This is a genomic window from Streptomyces sp. NPDC004667 (genome assembly GCF_040609475.1).
Classification (GTDB): Bacteria; Actinomycetota; Actinomycetes; order Streptomycetales; family Streptomycetaceae; genus Streptomyces.
Genome location: NZ_JBEXKC010000067.1, coordinates 12,173 through 30,963 on the forward strand (window position 1 = coordinate 12,173; position 18,791 = coordinate 30,963).

The following is an 18,791-nucleotide window of genomic DNA, read 5'->3' on the forward strand; positions in this document are numbered from 1 at the left end:
GTGGTGTCGGCGGGGCCGGGGTGGCGCGGGGGGGGCAGCCGGGTACGACCGCTGCCCTCGCTACGGCTTCGGCAGGACGCAGCCGGGGCGGTTCAGGTCGATCTGGTTGCCGGGGCCGATGCAGGGGACGAGGAGGTACGTCTCCTGCGCGTAGTTGATGCCCTGACGGACCGTCACGTTGCCGTTCTCGTCCACCTCGCACGGGTTGTTGTCCGTGCAGCGCTGTCCGTCCTCGTTGCCCGTGTTGTTGACGGCGACGACCTTGCCGGTCGTCGTGTCGATCACCGGGGAACCCGAGGTGCCGCCGATGGTGTTGCAGGACGAGGTGTAGCGGACCGAGTCCTTCCAGGTCCAGGCGCCCTCCTTGAGGCGGTACGCGAACCCGTCGACGCTGCAGCTGTAGGTCCGCTTCCAGTATCCGGAGACCACCTTGATCGACGAACCCTGCGCCGGGCGGGTGTCGTTGAGGGTGAGCGCGCCGATGCCGTACTGGCTCTGGATCTGCGCGTACGTCTTGGTCAGCTGGTACAGCGAGACGTCCGTGTCCGTCATCGTCCCGTACGCGATCTTGCTGGCGCGCAGCGTCGCGACCTTGGAGCCGGAAGCGTTGAGCAGCGAGAACGAGCGGCTGGAGGCGCGGTTGACCAGGACCTCGCCGGCGGCCGGGAAGCCGGTCTCCAGGCAGTGCCCGTTGGAGAGGACGAGCGCGGGGTCGTTCGGCTGCGAGGCGGGGGTGCGGACGACCGAGCCGGAGCAGTTGCTGAGCGCGACGGTGCCCGCGTACGTGACGGCCACGGCCTGCGGGTTCTTGGCCGTTGCCCGGTCCGTGTCCTGGGGGGCGGAGGCCACGGCCGGCGCAGCCGCCGCTCCGGTGAGGAGCAGGGAGAGCAGGAGGCCGGTGAGAGGCTTGTTCATGTGGGGGTTCCCCTCTGGTGACGAATGCGACCGAAGATCCTTCGGTTGTCATGCGCATTCTCAGTTGACCTGAGTCAACTCACAAGAGGGCCTTGCCAGTTGAGGAAAGGCCGACCGGCCGGGCTACGGGCACTTCCGCCCCCAACCCTCCCAACGGCCCACGGGCCGGGCACCGGAGCCCATAACGGGACGCAAGGGCCACCCCCACGACCTGGCCAAATATGGCGTGTCCATGGCCGGTACTCTGCGGTGCCCCCGATGACGGGGGCACCGAGATTCCGCTCAGGAGGACCCATCCATGGCCATCAAGAAGGCCACGATCCAGCAGCAGGTGGCAGCCGCGCTCGCCGAGGCGAACCCCACCGACCGGCCCATCGTCACCATGCAGGCCATCGCGGGCCCCAGCGTGTGGCTGATGAGCATGCTCGGCCTCATCGGCCAGGCGTTCCTCACCTACTACTTCGTCACGGTGACCGAGCAGGCGGTGGTCCTCCACAAGGCGAGCCGGATGAGCAACCGCCCGAAGGAAATCGTCTTCGCGATACCGCCCGCCCAGGCCGTCGGCACCGTCACCGACGTCAACCGCAACGCCCTCTGGAGCTCGTTCCGCATCATGCTCCCCGGCCACGTGAAGCCGACCCGGATGAACGTGCACCGCATCTGGCGGGACGAGATGGACCAGGTCGTCTCCCTGCTGAACGGGCAGCCCCAGCCCGCCGCCTGACGGTGACCCGAGCCGGCGGGCGGAGGGGACCACGTCCCCAGCCCCCTCCGCCCCCGGCGCACCCCCTGCCTCACCACCAGTACACGGGATACCGGACGGCCGCCGGCCGCGCCCGCGACGCCGCCATCCCCGCCAGCACCAGCACGACCGCCGCACCGGTCAGCAGCGGCAGGAACCACACCGGGTCCGGCGCCTGCAGCACCACCACCACGGTGGTCGCCGCCGCCGGCGAGTGCGGGGTCCGGGCCAGCGTCATGACCCCCACCGCCACCCCCGCCCCGAGCGCCGCCACCCACGGCGCGCCGCCGAGCAGCGCCAGCGCCAGGTAGCCGACCGCCGCGCACAGGAGGTGCCCCGCGACGACGCTGCGCGGCTGCGCCAGGGGCAGCGCGGGCACCCCGTAGACGATGGCCGCGCTCGCCGCGATCGGCGGGATCAGCACGGGCTCGCGCAGCAGCGCGCCGATGCCGACGAGCGCCAGCAGCGCCGCGGCCGCCACCCCACCGCTGACCAGGGCGGTGGCCCGGGCGGGCGCGACCGGCGCGGGCGCCCGCCCGGCGAGCGTGCGCAGGGCGGGCGGGCGCAGGGCGGGCGGCCGGCCGGGGGTCTGTTCGGTAGTCGTGTCCACGCTCATGAGCGCCAGGTGTACCGCGCCCCCGCATTCCGGCCCTATACGGCGACCCCGCAACGACTGACAACCGACGGTTGACACCCCGCGGAGTGTCAACCTAGGGTTGCACTCATGACGAACCCTTCCGTGGAACCCGTGGAACCCGTCCGCATGACCAATCCGGTCCGCCTCGACGACCTCATCGAGGCCATCAAGAAGGTCCACTCCGACACCCTGGAGCAGCTCAGCGGCGCCGTGGTCGCCGCCGAGGCCCTCGGTGACGTGGCGGACCACCTCATCGGCCACTTCGTCGACCAGGCCCGCCGCTCCGGCGCCTCCTGGACCGACATCGGCCGCAGCATGGGCGTCACCCGCCAGGCGGCGCAGAAGCGCTTCGTCCCCAAGGCCGACAAGGAGGGCGACCCCGGCCTCGACCCGAACCAGGGCTTCGGACGCTTCACCCCCCGCGCCCGCAACGTCGTCGTCAGCGCCCAGAACGAGGCCCGCGCGGCCGGCCACACCGAGATCCGCCCCGAGCACCTGCTCCTGGGCCTGCTCGCCGAGCCCGAGGGCCTGTGGATCACCGCCCTCACCGCCCGGCAGCTCGCCGCCGCCGACCTCCGCGCCGCCGCCACGGCAGCCCTGCCGGAACCCTCCGGCGCCCCCGTCCCCGACCTCGTGCCCTTCGACGCGGGCGCCAAGAAGGCCCTGGAGCTCACCTTCCGCGAGGCCCTGCGCCTGGGCCACGGCTACGTCGGCACCGAGCACATCCTGCTCGCCCTCCTCGAACTGGAGGACGGCGACGGCGTGCTGAGCGGCCTCGGCCTCGACAAGGCCGAGAGCGAGGCCCGCATCACCGCACTCCTGGCCTCCGTACTCGACGGGTCCGCGCAGCCGCCGTCGCCGGAGCCGCGTCCGTGACCTCGTAGCGCTTGACGTACGCGCCGAGGAAGGACTGCAGCGTCGCGACGGCCGGGATCGCGATCAGCGCCCCGACCGCGCCCAGCAGGGCGGTGCCCGCGATCACCGACCCGAAGGCCACCGCAGGATGGATGTCCACCGTCCGCGCGGTCAGCTTCGGCTGGAGCATGTAGTTCTCGAACTGCTGGTAGACCACCACGAACCCGAGCACGTACAGCGCGTACCACGGGTTGACCGTGAAGGCGATCAGCATCGGCAGCGCGCCCGCCAGGTAGGTGCCGATGGTGGGGATGAACTGGGAGACCAGCCCCACCCACACCGCCAGGGCGGGCGCGTACGGCAGGTCGAGGAACTCGAAGACGACGTAGTGCGCGATACCGGAGATCAGCGCCATCAGGCCGCGGGAGTACAGGTAGCCGCCCGTCTTGGCGACGGCGATCTCCCAGGCCCGCAGCACCTCGGCCTGCTTCGCGGGCGGCAGCACGGAGCACAGCGCGCGGCGCAGCCGGGGCCCGTCGGCGGCGAAGTAGAAGGAGAACAGGCCGACCGTCAGCAGCCTGAAGAGCCCGCCGAGCACGGTGGTGGACACGTCGAGCACACCGGTCGCGCTGTTCTGCACGTACTTCTGGAGCCAGTCGGAGTGCAGCAGGCTGTCCTGGATCTCCAGGCGGGACAGCTCGGTGTGGAAGGTGGCGTTGATCGAGTTGATCACCGAGTCGAGGTAGCGCGGGAAGCCCTCCACCATGTCGACGATCTGTCCGGCGAGCATCGAGCCGAGCAGCGCGAGGAAGCCCGCCGTCGCGACGAACACCCCGAGGAACACCAGGAAGGTTGCGAGCCCGCGGCGCATGCCGCGCGCCGCCATCCTGGCCACGGCGGGTTCGATCGCGAGCGCCAGGAAGAACGCGATCAGGATGTTGACCAGCAGCCCGATCAGCTGGTGGAAGGCCCAGCTGCCGAGCTGGAAGCAGGCGACCAGGGCCAGTACGAGGACCACCGCGCGCGGCAGCCAGCGCGGCATCCGCGCGTCCCCCCGGCCGGCGGCGGTACCGCCGGACGCCTCCCGGACCTCCGGGACGCCCCCGGTGTCCGGTGCGTCGCCGGTGTCCTCGGCCTCCCGGGCCTCCGGGATCGGGTCGGTCGTCGTCGTCTCATCACTGACTGCCACGCCGCCCAGTCTGTCCCACCCGCTTCCCGAATCGCGAAACGGTGTTCGCGTCAGCGCAGCGAGGCCGGCACGTCCATCGCGGTGCACACCGCGCGCCACACGTCCTTGGTCTCCCAGCCCGCGTCCAGGGCCTGGTGCACGGTGCGTCCACCGAGTTCCGCCATCACGTGGTCCCGGGCGAAGGACTCCGCGTAGGCCGCACCGAAGTGCTCCGCCATCCGCTCCCAGAAAATCGTCAACCGCATGCCCCCAGTATCCCGCCCGGGAGAGTGCACCCGTCCCGTTGGCCCCCTGCGCCTCCGCCCGGCGCCCTACGGTGTCACGCATGCCTGGAGACGAATCTCCCCCGCCGGCCCCGCTGGCCCGCGCGGAACAGTTCATCTGGCTCACGGCCCGGGTGCTGGAGCAGCGGCGGTTCGCCTTCCACTTCCTCGGCGGGGACGCCGACGCGGTGGACGCCGCCCTCGGCGCCTACCTGGGCGACGACGGCGGCTACGGACACGCGCTCGACCCGGATCTGCGCGGCCCACTGAGCCAGCCCCTGCACACCGCGCACGCCCTGCGGGTCCTCGACGGCCTCGGCCGCTGCGCCGGCCAGCGCATCGAGCGGCTCTGCCGCCACCTGACCGGGCTCTGCACCCCCGAGGGCGCGCTCCCCCTGGTCCGCCCGGCCCCGCACGACCATCCCGTGGCTCCCTACCACCCGGTGCGCGACGACCCGCCGGGCGAGCTGCTGACCACGGGGCCCGTCGTCGGGGTGCTGCACCGCAACCGGATCTGGCACGCCTGGCTGTTCCGGGCCACGGACTTCTGCTGGGAGCGGATCGAGACGCTGCGCCACTCGCACCCCTACGAGGTCCAGAGCGCGGTGGCCTTCCTCGACGGCGCCCCCGACCGGTCCCGCGCTGCGGCGGCCGCGGACCGGCTGGGGCGGCTGGTGCGCGAGCGGCACCTCGTGGTGCTCGACCCGGCGCGGCGCGAGGAGTACGCGCCCGCCCCCGGCTACGCGCCGGGCGAGCTGCTCTTCCCGTACGACTACGCGCGGCGCCCGGAGTCGCTGGCCCGGAGCTGGTTCACCGACGAGGAGATGCGCCGCTCCCTGGACTTCCTCGCGGCGGAGCAGCAGCCGGACGGAGGCTGGCCGGTGCGCCGCCGCGCCTGGGCACCGGGCAGCTCGCTGGAGCGGCGGCCGATCGCCACCCTGGAGGCCCTGCTGACGCTCAGGGCGTACGGGCGCCCGATCGGCACGGTCAGCCCCCCAGCGCCCGGACGCCCGCGGTGACCACCACCGCCGCCCCGACGACCACCAGGAACGGGGCGCGCAGCAGCAGGGCGAGCGCGGCGGCGGCCAGCCCGGCGGCGCGGGCGTCGAGCACCAGCGCGTGGCCGGTGCTGAAGGTCTGCTGGGCGGTGAGCGCGGCGAGCAGCGCGACCGGCAGCAGGCCGGACAGCCTGCGCACCAGGGGCCGCTCCAGGGCCCCGGCGGGCACGAGGAGTCCGGCGAGCTTGACGGCGTAGCAGCCGACGACGGTCAGTCCGATGGCGATCCAGACGTTCACGAGCGGCGTCCCTTCATCCACAGCACGGCGGGCGCGGCCAGCGCGGCGATCAGCACGGGCACCCCGGAGGGCAGGACGGGCAGGAAGCCCAGTCCGAGGACCAGGGCCAGGCCCGCGACGGCCCGCTCGGTGGTGGTCTTCAGCATCGGCGCGAGCAGCGCGAGGAACACGGCGGGCCCGGCCGCGTCCAGCCCCCAGGCGGAGGTGTCCCCGATGGCCTCGGCGCCGAGCGCGCCCAGCAGGGTGGTGAGGTTCCACAGCAGGTAGAGGCTGAGCCCGGTGACGGTGAAGCCGAGCCGGGCGGACTTGCGGTCGGGCTGCGCCAGCGACACGGCGGTGGTCTCGTCGATCACCCAGTGCGCGGCGAAGGGGCGCACGGCCCGGGGCAGCGCGAGCAGCTGGGACAGCCGCAGCCCGTAGAAGGCGTTGCGGGTGCCCAGGAAGAAGGCCCCGGCGGCCGCGGTGAAGGGGTTCCCGCCCGCGGCGAGCGCGCCGACCAGGGCGAACTGCGAGGCTCCGGTGAAGACGAGCAGGCTCAGCACACAGGCCTGCAGCACGCTGATCCCGGCCCCGGCGGCGGTCACGCCGAAGGCGAACCCCGACAGGCCGACGGCCACTCCCACCCCGAGGGCGTCGCGGACGACGGCGGCCCGCGGCCGCCCGGGGGGCGCTCCCCCGTCGTGGACGGGGGCCTCTCGTATCACCATCTGGTTCTCTCCCACGCCCCGAACGTACGCGGGGGGCGGCCGGCGGTCTTGTACGTTCTTGCACCCGCCCGGCGCCCCGTCGCCGCAGGCCGGGGCCCCGGCCGGGCGCGGGCGAGGGCACGGGCGAGGGCACGGGTGAGGGCACGGGCGAGGGCACGGGCGATGGCGCCGCCCGGACTCCCGCGGCCACGGCACCAGCCCGCGGCTAGGCCGTCTCTTTCGGATCTTGCCGGTTAAGCCCGCGTCGTCCGGTGCCGTGCATCGGCGCGTTGGCGGGGCGCCCTTGTACTGGACGTACTTGGGCGCTCCGCCAGGGCGGCGAGGTGCGGTGCCGGGCGGCGCGGGTCAGGCAAGATCCGGAAGAGACGGCCTAGCCCGCGGCCCGCTCCCGCCGGTACGCGCCCGGGGGCACCCCGACGATCCGGGTGAAGTGCCGGTTCAGGTGCGGCTGGTCCGTGAAGCCGACGGTGACGGCGGCCTCGGCGGGCGCGGTGCCCGCGTCGAGCAGCAGCCGCGCCCGGCGGACCCGGGCGTCGGTGAGCCAGGTGTGGGGCGGCATCCCGTACCGGTCCCGGAAGGCACGCAGCAGGGCGAAGGGGCTGGTGCCCAGTTCCTCCGCGAGGCGCTCCAGCGAGGGCGGCTCGGCCATCCGCTGCTCCAGCACGCTGCGGGCCCGTTCCGCGTCGGCCGCGCCCGCGCGCCGCGGCGGGCGGGCGGGCAGCGGGCCCGCGTGCCGGGTGAGCATCCGCGCCACCACGCCCCTCAGCAGGGTGTCGGCGGCGAGCGCGTTGCCCGCCTCGGCGGCCCGGTGCACGTCGGTGATGGCCCGCGACGCCTCCGGGTCGGGGACCAGGTCGGCGGTGAAGCCGGGGGTGCCGCGCAGGCTGCCGATCTCGGCGGCGACCTCGGCGATCAGGTCCCGGGAGGGGTAGAGGGTTGCGTACGCCCAGCCCTCGGGCGCCCCGGCGCGCGCGGTGTGCGCCACCTCCGGGTTGATCAGCACCACGCTGCCCGGCCCGGCCCGGACCGTGCCGGAGGGCAGGCCGATCTCCTCGACGCCGCCGGTGACGGCCGCGATGACGTAGCCGTCGTGCGCGTGGCGCGGAAAGGTGTGGCGGACGTAGTGGGCGCGCAGCAGGTCCAGCCCCGGCAACTGCGGGTACTGCCAGTGGCGGGCCCACTCCCGGTGCCCGTCGTGCGTTGCGTCCGTCCCCATGACCCCATTCTGCGCGCCGCCGCCGGGGGTGTCCGCGCAGGTCCGGTGCGTTGTCAGTGGCGGGGTGCACGATGGGGGCATGGCAGGCGCTGCGCTCGACTCGTTCTCCCCCGCGACCCGCTCCTGGTTCACGGGGGCCTTCCGTACGCCCACCGCCGCGCAGGAGGGCGCCTGGCGGGCGATCGGGGAGGGCTCGGACGTGCTCGTCGTGGCACCGACCGGTTCCGGCAAGACCCTCGCCGCCTTCCTCGCCGCCCTCGACCGGCTCGCCGCGGACCCGCCGCCCGCCGAACCGAAGAAGCGCTGCCGCGTGCTGTACGTGTCCCCGCTCAAGGCCCTCGCCGTGGACGTGGAGCGCAACCTGCGCAGCCCCCTGACCGGGATCCGGCAGGAGTCGGCGCGCCTGGGCCTGCCCGAGCCGGACATCCGGGTGGGCATCCGCTCCGGGGACACCCCGCCCGCCGAGCGCCGCGCGCTGGCCGTCAGACCGCCGGACATCCTGATCACCACCCCGGAGTCGCTGTTCCTGATGCTGACCTCGGCGGCCAGGGAGGCGCTGGCGGGGGTCGAGACGGTGATCCTGGACGAGGTGCACGCCGTCGCGGGGACCAAGCGCGGGGCGCACCTGGCCCTGTCGTTGGAGCGGCTGGACGAGCTGCTGCCGCGCCCGGCCCGCCGGATCGGGCTGTCGGCGACGGTCCGGCCGGTGGAGGAGGTCGCCCGGTACCTGGCCCCGCGCGGCCGGGTCGAGATCGTGCAGCCGCCCTCGGACAAGGAGTTCGACCTGTCGGTGGTCGTCCCCGTCGAGGACATGGGCGAGTTGGGGGGCTCCCCGGCCACCGAGGGCCGCGAGGGCGGCGACAAGCCGTCGATCTGGCCGCATGTGGAGGAGCGGATCGCGGACCTGGTGCAGGCCCACCGTTCGACGATCGTGTTCGCCAACTCCCGCCGTCTCGCGGAGCGGCTCTGCAACCGGCTCAACGAGATCGCCTACGAGCGGGCCGTGGGCGAGCCCCTGCCCCAGGGGGCGCCGCCCGCCGAGATCATGGCGCAGTCCGGGGCCGCCCACGGGGCGCCTCCCCTGCTGGCCCGCGCGCACCACGGATCGGTGTCCAAGGAGCAGCGGGCCCTGGTCGAGGAGGACCTGAAGGCGGGCCGGCTGCCCGCCGTGGTCGCCACGTCCAGCCTGGAACTGGGCATCGACATGGGCGCGGTGGACCTGGTGGTGCAGGTGGAGTCGCCGCCCTCGGTGGCCTCCGGGCTCCAGCGCGTGGGCCGCGCCGGACACCAGGTGGGCGCCGTCTCCACGGGGGTGGTCTTCCCCAAGTACCGCGGGGACCTGGTCCAGGCGGCCGTGGTCACCGAGCGGATGCGCACCGGGGCGATCGAGTCCCTGCGCATCCCCTCCAATCCGCTGGACGTCCTCGCCCAGCAGCTGGTCGCCATGACGGCGCTGGACACCTGGCAGCTGGACGACCTCCTCGCCCTGGTACGGCGGGCGGCGCCCTTCGCGGCGCTGCCGGAATCGGCGTTCACGGCGGTGCTGGACATGCTGGCGGGCCGCTACCCCTCCGACGCCTTCGCGGAACTGAGACCCAGGGTGGTCTGGGACCGGGTGGCGGGGACGGTCACCGGGCGGCCCGGCGCGCAGCGGCTCGCGGTCACCTCCGGGGGGACCATCCCGGACCGCGGCCTCTTCGGCGTCTTCCTCGCGGGCTCGGACCCGAAGAAGGGCGGCGGCCGGGTCGGCGAGCTGGACGAGGAGATGGTCTACGAGTCCCGCGTGGGCGACGTGTTCACCCTGGGCACCACCTCCTGGCGGATCGAGGACATCACCCGCGACCGGGTCCTGGTCACCCCGGCCCCCGGGGTGCCGGGCCGGCTGCCGTTCTGGAAGGGCGACCAGCTGGGCCGCCCCCTCGAACTGGGCCGTGCGGTCGGTGCGTTCCTGCGCGAGCTGGGCGGGCTCACCGAGGAGGACGCCCGGCTGCGGCTGCTGGCGGCCGGCCTGGACGCCCGCGCGGCGCAGAACGTCCTGGCCTACCTCGCCGAGCAGCGCGAGGCCTGCGGTCACGTACCGGACGACCGGACCATCGTGGTCGAGCGGTTCCGCGACGAACTGGGCGACTGGAGGGTGGTGGTCCACTCCCCCTTCGGCGCCCAGGTGCACGCCCCCTGGGCACTGGCGCTCGGCGCCCGCCTCGCCGAGAAGTACGGCATGGACGCCCAGGTCATGCACGCCGACGACGGGATCGTCCTGCGCTTGCCGGACGCCGACCTGCTCTCCATGGACCTCCTCGACCACGACCCCGCACACCCGGCGGACTTCGCGTTCGACGACGACCGGGCGCCGCTCGGCGCGGCCGACGTCGCCTTCGAGCGGGGCGAGGTCAGCGGGATCGTCACCGACCAGGTCGGCGGGTCGGCCCTGTTCGCCTCCCGGTTCCGCGAGTGCGCGGCCCGCGCGCTGCTGCTGCCGCGCCGCAGCCCGGGCAAGCGCACCCCGTTGTGGCAACAGCGCCAACGGGCCTCGCAACTGCTCCAGGTGGCCTCGGAGTTCGGCTCGTTCCCGATCGTGCTGGAAGCCGTACGGGAATGCCTCCAGGACGTCTTCGACGTGCCGGGGCTGACGGAGCTGATGGGGGACATCGAGGCGCGGCGCGTGCGCATGGTCGAGGTGACCACCCCCGAGCCCTCCCCCTTCGCCCGCTCTCTCCTGTTCGGGTACGTCGCCCAGTTCCTCTACGAGGGGGACTCGCCGCTCGCCGAGCGGCGCGCGGCGGCGCTCTCGCTGGACTCCCGCCTCCTGGCCGAGCTCCTGGGCCAGGCCGAGCTGCGCGAACTGCTCGACGCCGAGGTGCTGGAGGAGCTGGAGCGGGAGCTGCAGTGGCTGACCGGAGACCGCCGGGCCAAGGACGCCGAGTCGGTGGCCGACCTGTTGCGCCTGCTGGGCCCGCTGACCGACGCCGAACTGGCGGAGCGGGGCGCCGAGCCCGGCTGGGCCCCCGGGCTGGCGGCGGCCCGCCGGGCGATCCGGGTCCGGATCGGCGGCGCGGACCACTGGGCGGCGATCGAGGACGCCGGCCGGCTGCGGGACGCGCTGGGCACGGCCCTGCCGGTGGGGGTCCCGGAGGCGTTCACCGAGCCGGTCAAGGACCCCCTCGGCGATCTGCTGGCCCGGTACGCGCGCACCCACGGCCCGTTCACCACCGCCACCGCCGCCGCCCGCTTCGGCCTGGGCACGGCGGTGACGGAGGGCGCCCTGCACCGGCTGGCGGCGCCGGGCCGGCTCGTGCAGGGCGAGTTCCATCCGGCGGGCATCGGCCAGGAGTGGTGCGACGCCACGGTGCTGCGCAGGCTGCGGCGCCGCTCGCTGGCCGCGCTCCGGCAGGAACTGGAGCCGGTTCCGCCGGCCTCGCTGGCCACCTTCCTGCCCCAATGGCAGCACCTGGGCGGCGGGCTGCGCGGCATCGACGGCCTGGCCCGCGCCATCGAGCAGCTCCAGGGCGCGCCGGTCCCGGCCTCGGCCCTGGAGCGGCTGATCCTGCCCTCTCGGGTCGCCGGATACTCCCCCGCGCTGCTGGACGAGCTGACCACCACGGGCGAGGTGGTGTGGGCGGGAGCCGGCGCCCTGCCGGGCAAGGACGGCTGGATCTCCCTCTACCTGGCGGACGCGGCGCCCCTGCTGCTGCCCCCGGCGCACCCGCTGGAACCGTCGCCGCTGCACCAGGGGGTGCTGGAGGCCCTGTCCTCGGGGCGGGCCCTGTTCTTCCGGCAGCTGGTGCAAGAGGTCCGCGCCGGGCTCCCGGACGCCTCCGACCTGGAGCTGTCCTCGGCCCTGTGGGACCTGGCCTGGTCGGGCCGGGTGACGAACGACACCCTGGCCCCGCTGCGCTCCCTGCTCGGCTCGGGCCGTACGGCGGGGGCCACCGCGCACCGGGCCCGCCGGACGGTGCCGCGCGGCCGGTACGGGACCCTGAGCGCCACGGTCTCCCGTACGGGCCCGCCCACGGTCTCCGGCCGCTGGTCCCTGCTCCCCGCACCCGCGCCCGACCCGACGCACCGGGCGCACGCGCTGGCCCGGACCCTGCTGGACCGGCACGGCGTGGTCACCCGCGGGGCGGTGGCGGCGGAGGGGGTCGAGGGCGGGTTCAGCGCGGTGTACCGGATCCTGTCCGCGTTCGAGGACAGCGGGCAGGCCCGGCGGGGGTACGTGGTGGAGGGACTGGGCGCGGCCCAGTTCGCGATGGACGGCGCGGTGGACCGCCTGCGGGCTGCCGAGCGGACCCCGCCGCCCCTGGCGGCGGTGGTGCTGGCCGCCGCCGATCCGGCGAACGCGTACGGGGCGGCCCTGGGCTGGCCGGAGCCCCCGGCGGGCGCCACGCACAAGCCGGGCCGCAAGGCGGGTTCCCTGGTGGTCCTGGTCGACGGCGAGCTCGTCCTCTACCTGGAGCGCGGCGGCAAGACCCTGCTGGCCTGGCCGGAGCCGGAGGATCCGCGCCTCGCGGCGGCGACGGCCGCCCTGGTGGCGTCCTCCCGCGCGGGCACCCTCCCGGACCTGACGGTGGAACGCGTCAACGCCACCCCGGCCCTGACCTCCCTGCTCGGCAAGTCCCTCGAATCGGCCGGCTTCCACGCCACCCCACGGGGGCTGCGCCTGCGCAACTAGGTGGCCCCGGCCGCCCCTTGCGGGAAACGGCTTGGACTCGCTCCAGTATCGGCTCGGCCACGTATGTCTTGGCCATGTCACGAAACCGCTGCCAGGCGCTCCTGAGCTGGCACTGACGCTTATCCATGGCTTATCAAAGGTGATCACAGGCACCGCATTGGCGGTGCACAGTCATGGGGGAGAAGAACAGTGAGCACCATCAGCATGCGCAAGACCACCGTGGTCGCGGCCGGCCTCGCGGTCGCCGCGAGCCTGGTCCTGACGGGCTGCAAGGACGGCAACGAGGAGGTCACCCCGGCGGCCCCTGCGGCCCCGTCCGCCCCGGCCTCCCAGCCGGCGGGCCAGCCCTCCGGCTACGCCAGCTCCCCGGCCGGCTCCCCGTCCGCGGGCGGCTACGACGGCTCCACCGGCGCGCCCGCCGCGGGCGGCAGCGGCGCGGTGGCCAAGTCGGGCCAGGCCTTCAAGATCGGCGAGGCCGCCACCGTCCCGTTCAGCTACGGCAGCAACAAGGGCGGCCAGATCGCCCTCACCGTCACCGGCATCGAGGCGGGCACCCCCGCCGACCTGACGCCGCTGAACGTCGCCGACAAGGTGAAGGGCCAGACCCCCTTCTACATCCACTACACGGTCAAGAACACCGGCACCACGGACCTGTCCTTCGCCAGCGTCGGCCACATCAAGGGCCTGCTCGACGGCGGCAGCGAGTCCGGCGTCCTGCTGACCATCGGCAAGTTCGACAAGTGCCCGAGCGACTCGCTGCCGAAGGGCTTCACCAACGGCCAGAGCCAGACCGCCTGCGCCATCGCCCTCGTGCCGACCGGCACCAAGGTCACCGGAGCCGAGTACTGGGGCGACCCGTACAACAACCTGAGCAGCCCCGCCCAGAAGGGCCTCACCTGGAAGTGACGAGCGGCCCGTCGGGCGCCCGCACCTCCTGATCCGCGAACCCCCTGCGGCGGCCATCCCGCCCAGGGGGTTCCGCGTTCCCCGGGCCGGCGGCGCGACAATGGCCGCATGCCCGAAGGAGACAGCGTCCACCGTGTCGCGGCCCGCCTGCACGCCGCGCTCGCGGGCAGGCCCCTCGTCAGCGCCGACCTGCGCGTCCCCCGTTTCGCCACCGTCGACCTCACCGGAGACACGGTCCTCGGCGTCACCCCGCGCGGCAAGCACCTCCTGACCCGCCTCGACAGCGGCCTCACCCTCCACAGCCACCTGCGCATGGACGGCGCCTGGTACGTCTTCGCGCCCGGCCAGAAGTGGCGCGGCGGCCCCGCCCACGAGATCCGGGCGGTCCTGGCCACCGCCGACGCCACCGCCGTCGGCTACCGCCTGCCCGTCCTGGAACTGCTCCGCACCACCGACGAGGACCGCGTGGTGGGCCACCTCGGCCCCGATCTCCTGGGCCCCGACTGGGATCCGGCCAAGGCGGCGGCCAACCTCCTCGCCGACCCCGCGCGGCCCCTGGGCGAGGCCCTGCTCGACCAGCGCAACCTGGCGGGCATCGGCAACATCTACAAGGCCGAGCTCTGCTTCCTCGCCCAGGTCACCCCCTGGACCCCGGTCGGAGACCTCCCCGACCCGCTGGCCACCCTCCCCCGGCTGGCCGCCGCCGCACAGCGCCTGCTGGCCGCGAACACCGGCGACCCCGCACGGCCACGGCGCCGCAACACCACCGGCAGCCGCCGCCCCGGCCGGGAGCTGTTCGTCTACGGCCGCGCCCGGCACCCCTGCCTGCGCTGCGGCACCCCGGTGCGCGAGGGCGTACAGGACGACCGCCCCGCGTACTGGTGCCCGAGCTGCCAATCCGGCCCGGCCCCGACGCGCTAGTTGACGGCCCGTCAGATCCGCTCGTACGGTCCCTGCATGCCCTCACCCACCCCGTACGACCTCACCGGCCGCACCGCGCTCGTCACCGGAGCCGCGAGCGGGATAGGCCGCGCCACCGCCCTCCTCCTCGCCCGGGCCGGCGCCGTCGTGCACTGCGCGGACCGCGACGAGCCGGGCCTCGCGGAGACCGCGGCCCTGATCGCCAAGAGTGGCGGCACCGCCACCGCCCACCCCCTCGACGTCACCGACCGCGCCGCGCTGCGGGCAGCCGTCGCCGCGGCCGGACCGCTGGACATCGCCGCCGCCATCGCCGGGGTGATGCACACCAGCAGCGTCCTGGAGACCACCGACGAGGACCTCGACCGGATCCTGGACATCAATTTCAAAGGGGTCCTGCGCACCTGCCAGGAGGCCGTCAGCGCCATGATCGCCGCCGGCCGCCCCGGCTCGGTGGTCACCATGGCCTCCGGCGCCGTGGACGCCGCCCAGCCGGGGCTGCTCTGCTACAGCGCCGCCAAGGCCGCCGTGGTCCAGCTCACGAAGACCCTCGCGACCGAGGCCGGCCCGCACGGCATCCGCGTCAACGCCGTCGCCCCGGGCTGGATCCGCACGCCCATGACCGGCCGGCACGGCTCCGAGGTCCAGCAGCGGACGGAGGAGGCCATGGTCCGGATGTCCCCGCTGCGCCGGGTCGGGGAACCCGAGGACATCGCGCAGGCGGTGCTCTACCTGGCCTGCGACGCCTCGTCCTTCACGACGGGCCAGATCCTTCGTCCGAACGGCGGAGTATCGATGCCCTGGTGAGCCGCTTCCCCGCCCCGGCGAGCGACGCCCCGGCAGCCCCTGCGGCCGTCCGGGCCCTGCGTACGGGTATCTGCCCCGTGCAGTGCACCGGCAACAGCCCCAGCCCCCATCCGCCGACCACGACGGCGCCCTCCACGGGCCCGGTACCTTCCGGCACCAGCACGAGCCGCAGCACGGCCCACCACCAGAGCACGCCCACCGCCAGGGCGAGGGGTATGAGCAACCGCCGCACGGCCACCTCCACGGGGTACCCCCGGACGCAGTCCGGGGGAGGGCCTGATCGGGGACGGGCCCATCCTCCCGCAGGACCGCGGCCCCCGCACCCAGAACGCCCGCCGCGTCGCCCCACCGGCCCCCGGACGGCAAAGAGCCCCGGCCGGTGCTCACGCACCCTCCGGGGCTCCCGCCACGCTCACATGCTTGACTCGCGCTCAAGCGGCGACGACGTTCACCGCTTCCACGGGTGCCTTGATGGTCACCCGCTCCGGTCCGCCCGTGACCGAGGCCACGGAAACCGAATTGAGCATCGGGCGCACCGGTGCCGGCACCGGTTCGCTTGCGGCGGCCGACTGCGCAAGCTCCGCCAGCGACAGCTCGTCGCTGACTTCGCGCATCAGCTCGGACATCCGTACGTCCAACGCGTCGCAGATCGCGGAGAGCAGCTCGGAGGATGCCTCCTTCTGCCCCCGCTCCACCTCGGAGAGATAGCCGAGCGAAACTCGGGCGGACGAGGAGACTTCGCGCAGAGTACGGCCCTGGCGCTGGCGCTGCCGACGCAGCACGTCACCCAGCAGGCGACGGAGCAGAATCATCGGTGGCTCCCTCCTCTGACCGTGTAGCCGTAACCTTCACGCCCCACCGTACCGCCTCGCGCCGCGGCCGTGCGGGGAGCGATGTCGTGTTCACTCAGGGCTGCAAACATCAAATCCCCCCGTTCCGTTCCGTATCCTGCCCCCGCAGATTCTCGCGGAGTTCGCTTGAGAGGAGTTCGAGCACTGTCCGTGCACTCTCCCTACGAATTTCCGCACGGGAGCCGTTCAACCGCAGCCGGGCCGATTTCCTGCCCGCAGGGCCCGCCACGGCGATGAAAACCGTGCCCACGGGCTGCCCGTCCTGAGGATCCGGACCGGCCACTCCGGTGGTCGCGATCCCCCACGATGCACCCGTCAGGCTCCGCACTCCGGTCGCCATCTCGACTGCGACCTGCGCGTTCACCGCGCCTTCGGCCGCGAGCAGCGCCGCGTCCACCCCGAGGACGCGGTGCTTGAGTTCAGTGGCGTACGCCGTGACCGAGCCGAGGAAGGAGCGCGAGGCCCCCGGCACCGCCGTGATCTCGGCGGCGACCATGCCGCCGGTCAGCGACTCCGCCACCGCGAGCGTCTGGTCACACTCCGCAAGCATCCGCAGTACGTCCCCGGCCACGCCGGCCGTGTCCGCCGCGTCTTCCACCGCTCCGGAGGTCTCCGGTGCGTCCCCCGCCCCGTACGTCACTTCGCGGCCCGCTCCTGCGCCAGCCCGGCCCGGCGCAGCACCACGGCCTGCCGGACGTAGTCCAGGCCGGTGACCACGGTCAGCACGACGGCGATCCCCATCACCCAGAACCGCATGGTCGCCAGCGGCCCGGTCAGGGCGAGCACGTACATGCCCACCGCGGTGCCCTGGGCCAGGGTCTTGAGCTTGCCGCCCCGGCTGGCCGGAATCACTCCGTACCGGATCACCCAGAAGCGCATCAGCGTGATCCCGAGCTCGCGCCCGAGGATCACCCCCGTCACCCACCAGGGCAGGTCGCCGAGCCAGGACAGACACACCAGAGCCGACCCCATGATCGCCTTGTCGGCGATGGGGTCGGCGATCTTCCCGAAGTCCGTGACCAGGTTGTACGTCCGGGCCAGGTGCCCGTCGAAGATGTCCGTGATCATGGCGACGGCGAAGGCCGCCCAGGCCAGCGCCCGCCAGACGGGGTCGTAACCCCCGTCGGCGAGCAGCAGCAGGACGAATCCCGGCACGAGCACGAGCCGGATCATCGTCAGGATGTTGGCGATGTTCCAGAGGCTGGCCTGATTGACGGCCGCAGTCCCGAGCTTCGCGCCGGGCGTGGGCCGGCGGCCGGTCCCGCCCGCCGCCGACGCCGGGACTCCGGTCATCCGGCCTCCTCCTCAAGGTGCAGGTCCAGGGGCTCCGCCACCAGGTCCACACCCAGCGTTCCGACCACCTTGGCCGTGACGATACGCCCCGGCACCAGACCCGCGCCGTCCGTGAAGACCACCTGGCCGTCCGTCTCGGGCGCCTGGTGGGCGGCGCGCCCGTAGGCGCCCTCGCCCTCCTCGGCCTCGTCCAGCGGCACGACCGTCTCGACGAGGACCTCCAGGGTCTCCCCGATCCGCTCCTCGGCGCGCTGGGAGGTGAGCTCCTCGGCGAGCCGCTGCATGTGCGCGAGGCGCTCGGCGATGGTGTCCGCGTCCAGCTTGTTCTCGTAGCCGACGGCCTCGGTGCCGTCCTCGTCGGAGTAGCCGAAGACGCCGATGGCGTCGAGGCGGGCGTGGGTGAGGAAACGCTCCAGCTCGGCGAAGTCCGACTCCGTCTCGCCGGGGAAGCCGACGATGAAGTTGGACCGGACGCCGGCCTGCGGGGCCTTGGAGCGGATGGTGTCCAGCAGCTCCAGGAAGCGGTCGGTGTCACCGAAGCGGCGCATGGCGCGCAGCACGTCGGGGGCCGAGTGCTGGAAGGACAGGTCGAAGTACGGCACGACCTTGGGCGTCGAGGTGAGCACGTCGATCAGACCGGGCCGCATCTCGGCGGGCTGGAGGTAGCTGACGCGGACGCGCTCGATGCCGTCCACCTCGGCCAGCTCGGGCAGCAGGGCCTCCAGCAGGCGGATGTCGCCGAGGTCCTTGCCGTACGAGGTGTTGTTCTCGGAGACCAGCATGATCTCCTTGACGCCCTGCTCGGCGAGCCAGCGGGTCTCGCCCAGCACGTCGCTGGGGCGGCGGGAGATGAAGGAGCCGCGGAAGGACGGGATGGCGCAGAAGGAGCAGCGGCGGTCGCAGCCGGAGGCGAGCTTGACCGAGGCGACCGGGCTGTTGCCCAGGCGGCGACGGAGCGGGGCGCGCGGGCCGGAGGCGGGCGCGAGGCCCTCGGGGAGGTCCGCCGGGGCGGCCTCGGGCTCCTGGGCGTGTCCGGGCAGGGCCACCGCGGTGTCCTGGCGTTCCGCCGGGCTGATCGGCAGCAGCTTGCGCCGGTCGCGCGGGGTGTGGGAGGCGTGGATGCCGCCGTTGAGGATGGTCTGGAGGCGGTCGGAGATGTCGGCGTAGTCGTCGAAGCCGAGGACCCCGTCGGCCTCGGGGAGCGCTTCGGCGAGTTCCTTGCCGTAGCGCTCGGCCATACAGCCGACGGCGACGACGGCCTGGGTCTTGCCGTGATCCTTGAGATCGTTGGCTTCCAGCAGGGCGTCTACGGAGTCCTTCTTGGCGGCTTCGACGAAGCCACAGGTGTTGACGACGGCTACGTCCGCGTCGGCGGCGTCCTCGACGAGCTCCCAGCCATCCGCCGCCAAGCGGCCTGCGAGCTCCTCCGAGTCCACCTCGTTACGGGCGCAGCCAAGAGTGACAAGGGCGACGGTACGGCGTTCGGGCATGGACTCAAGACTACTTCGTCCGGACGCGGGCCCCCGC

19 protein-coding genes are annotated in these 18,791 nt (G+C 73.7%); 7 read left to right on the forward strand and 12 right to left on the reverse strand.

What is annotated here, in order from left to right; translation table 11 throughout:
• Positions 1 to 60: 60 nt before the first annotated feature.
• Positions 61 to 915: a serine protease gene (locus ABZW32_RS29320; RefSeq protein ID WP_356221451.1), complete on the reverse strand. Its 855-nt coding sequence runs from the start codon at positions 913 to 915 to the stop codon at positions 61 to 63.
• Positions 916 to 1,213: 298 nt separating this feature from the next.
• Here ABZW32_RS29320 and ABZW32_RS29325 point away from each other — a divergent pair, with 298 nt between their 5' ends.
• Positions 1,214 to 1,639 carry a hypothetical protein gene (locus ABZW32_RS29325; RefSeq protein ID WP_356221454.1) on the forward strand — a complete coding sequence of 142 codons (426 nt, stop codon included), beginning with the start codon at positions 1,214 to 1,216 and terminating at the stop codon, positions 1,637 to 1,639.
• Positions 1,640 to 1,709: 70 nt separating this feature from the next.
• On the opposite strand, the gene ABZW32_RS29330 is transcribed toward ABZW32_RS29325, so the two are convergent.
• Positions 1,710 to 2,273 carry an HPP family protein gene (locus ABZW32_RS29330; RefSeq protein ID WP_356221457.1) on the reverse strand — a complete coding sequence of 188 codons (564 nt, stop codon included), beginning with the start codon at positions 2,271 to 2,273 and terminating at the stop codon, positions 1,710 to 1,712.
• A gap of 108 nt (positions 2,274 to 2,381) precedes the next feature.
• Here ABZW32_RS29330 and ABZW32_RS29335 point away from each other — a divergent pair, with 108 nt between their 5' ends.
• Positions 2,382 to 3,170 (forward strand): Clp protease N-terminal domain-containing protein, encoded by a 789-nt coding sequence (locus ABZW32_RS29335; RefSeq protein ID WP_356221460.1) that lies wholly within the window; start codon positions 2,382 to 2,384, stop codon positions 3,168 to 3,170.
• Here the strand turns inward: ABZW32_RS29335 and ABZW32_RS29340 are convergent.
• Together ABZW32_RS29340 and ABZW32_RS29345 are read right to left on the reverse strand one after the other, a co-directional pair.
• Positions 3,103 to 4,338, reverse strand: coding sequence for an AI-2E family transporter (locus tag ABZW32_RS29340; protein WP_356221462.1), 1,236 nt, complete (start codon positions 4,336 to 4,338; stop codon positions 3,103 to 3,105). The genes ABZW32_RS29335 and ABZW32_RS29340 overlap by 68 nt on opposite strands.
• 50 nt (positions 4,339 to 4,388) lie before the next feature.
• Positions 4,389 to 4,583 carry a DUF3046 domain-containing protein gene (locus tag ABZW32_RS29345; protein ID WP_280914029.1) on the reverse strand — a complete coding sequence of 65 codons (195 nt, stop codon included), beginning with the start codon at positions 4,581 to 4,583 and terminating at the stop codon, positions 4,389 to 4,391.
• 80 nt (positions 4,584 to 4,663) lie between these two features.
• On the opposite strand from ABZW32_RS29345, the gene ABZW32_RS29350 reads away from it, so the two are divergent.
• A complete protein-coding gene (locus tag ABZW32_RS29350) occupies positions 4,664 to 5,620 on the forward strand; it encodes a hypothetical protein (RefSeq protein WP_356221465.1) in 957 nt (318 codons plus the stop codon).
• On the opposite strand, the gene ABZW32_RS29355 is transcribed toward ABZW32_RS29350, so the two are convergent.
• From ABZW32_RS29355 to ABZW32_RS29365, 3 genes are all read right to left on the reverse strand, one after another.
• A complete protein-coding gene (locus ABZW32_RS29355; RefSeq protein ID WP_356221468.1) occupies positions 5,589 to 5,897 on the reverse strand; it encodes an AzlD domain-containing protein in 309 nt (102 codons plus the stop codon). The genes ABZW32_RS29350 and ABZW32_RS29355 overlap by 32 nt on opposite strands.
• Positions 5,894 to 6,604, reverse strand: a complete 711-nt coding sequence (locus ABZW32_RS29360) for an AzlC family ABC transporter permease (protein WP_356221506.1) — start codon at positions 6,602 to 6,604, stop codon at positions 5,894 to 5,896. Before ABZW32_RS29360 ends, ABZW32_RS29355 begins: the two co-directional genes overlap by 4 nt.
• Positions 6,605 to 6,974: 370 nt before the next feature.
• Positions 6,975 to 7,820, reverse strand: coding sequence for an AraC family transcriptional regulator (locus ABZW32_RS29365; RefSeq protein WP_356221471.1), 846 nt, complete (start codon positions 7,818 to 7,820; stop codon positions 6,975 to 6,977).
• 79 nt (positions 7,821 to 7,899) lie between these two features.
• On the opposite strand from ABZW32_RS29365, the gene ABZW32_RS29370 reads away from it, so the two are divergent.
• From ABZW32_RS29370 to ABZW32_RS29385, 4 genes are all read left to right on the forward strand, one after another.
• Entirely contained in the window at positions 7,900 to 12,489 is a 4,590-nt protein-coding gene (locus tag ABZW32_RS29370) for an ATP-dependent helicase (RefSeq protein WP_356221474.1), read from the forward strand.
• A 189-nt stretch (positions 12,490 to 12,678) separates the two neighbouring features.
• Entirely contained in the window at positions 12,679 to 13,395 is a 717-nt protein-coding gene (locus ABZW32_RS29375; protein WP_356221477.1) for a hypothetical protein, read from the forward strand.
• Positions 13,396 to 13,503: 108 nt separating this feature from the next.
• Positions 13,504 to 14,316 carry a DNA-formamidopyrimidine glycosylase family protein gene (locus tag ABZW32_RS29380; protein ID WP_356221480.1) on the forward strand — a complete coding sequence of 271 codons (813 nt, stop codon included), beginning with the start codon at positions 13,504 to 13,506 and terminating at the stop codon, positions 14,314 to 14,316.
• A gap of 36 nt (positions 14,317 to 14,352) precedes the next feature.
• Positions 14,353 to 15,120 carry an SDR family NAD(P)-dependent oxidoreductase gene (locus ABZW32_RS29385; RefSeq protein WP_356221483.1) on the forward strand — a complete coding sequence of 256 codons (768 nt, stop codon included), beginning with the start codon at positions 14,353 to 14,355 and terminating at the stop codon, positions 15,118 to 15,120.
• On the opposite strand, the gene ABZW32_RS29390 is transcribed toward ABZW32_RS29385, so the two are convergent.
• From ABZW32_RS29390 to rimO, 5 genes are all read right to left on the reverse strand, one after another.
• Positions 15,068 to 15,358, reverse strand: a complete 291-nt coding sequence (locus ABZW32_RS29390) for a hypothetical protein (protein ID WP_356221507.1) — start codon at positions 15,356 to 15,358, stop codon at positions 15,068 to 15,070. The genes ABZW32_RS29385 and ABZW32_RS29390 overlap by 53 nt on opposite strands.
• Positions 15,359 to 15,551: 193 nt before the next feature.
• The gene (locus tag ABZW32_RS29395) at positions 15,552 to 15,932 is read right to left on the reverse strand and encodes a helix-turn-helix transcriptional regulator (RefSeq protein ID WP_007266936.1); all 381 of its coding nucleotides are present in this window, start codon (positions 15,930 to 15,932) and stop codon (positions 15,552 to 15,554) included.
• A 109-nt stretch (positions 15,933 to 16,041) separates the two neighbouring features.
• Positions 16,042 to 16,521, reverse strand: a complete 480-nt coding sequence (locus tag ABZW32_RS29400) for a nicotinamide-nucleotide amidohydrolase family protein (RefSeq protein ID WP_356221510.1) — start codon at positions 16,519 to 16,521, stop codon at positions 16,042 to 16,044.
• 86 nt (positions 16,522 to 16,607) lie between these two features.
• Complete coding sequence (gene pgsA, locus ABZW32_RS29405; protein WP_356221486.1) at positions 16,608 to 17,264, reverse strand: CDP-diacylglycerol--glycerol-3-phosphate 3-phosphatidyltransferase; 657 nt, start codon at positions 17,262 to 17,264, stop codon at positions 16,608 to 16,610.
• Positions 17,261 to 18,754 carry a 30S ribosomal protein S12 methylthiotransferase RimO gene (gene rimO / locus ABZW32_RS29410; RefSeq protein WP_356221488.1) on the reverse strand — a complete coding sequence of 498 codons (1,494 nt, stop codon included), beginning with the start codon at positions 18,752 to 18,754 and terminating at the stop codon, positions 17,261 to 17,263. Before rimO ends, pgsA begins: the two co-directional genes overlap by 4 nt.
• Positions 18,755 to 18,791: the final 37 nt, after the last annotated feature.